Consider the following 411-nt stretch of genomic DNA (forward strand, 5'->3'; position numbering starts at 1 on the left):
TCGATGACCCGTTCCGGCTCTCGTCCGCCAAAGGCCTCGGTCAGCGTCGGCGCTTCCGGCGTTATGCCGATGGCGTGGAAGAGGGCGACGGCGCCGCTCGAGGCGGAGGCAGCGCCCAGCGCCTTCAGCTGGTCCTCGTCGCGCGGCTTTGGCAGGCCCTCGATAACAGGGATTTTCTGGCCACTTTCGAAGCCGATGATCAGGCCGATGCCGACGAAGGTCGTATCGCTTTCGAGTTCGGCATCGGAAAAGCCCTTGAGGCGGAACAGGATCTGGCCCAGGCGGTTCTCCGGGAGATGCAGGCCGCAGGCGGGCACGCGTCCAGTGATCGCCGCGCAGAGATCGATGAAGTCGCCATAACGGTTGGTGCGGGCGCCGATCACCGAATTGGCAAAGACGATGGCGTTGGAT

The 411-nt window shown here is 64.5% G+C and carries 1 protein-coding gene; it reads right to left on the reverse strand.

Annotated elements, in window-relative coordinates; translation table 11 throughout:
• Positions 1–411 (reverse strand): aconitase X (locus AC1D0P_RS30705; protein WP_477680185.1); only part of this gene is annotated, 411 nt, incomplete at both ends.

It is taken from the genome of Polaromonas sp. P1_G2 (assembly GCF_056405515.1).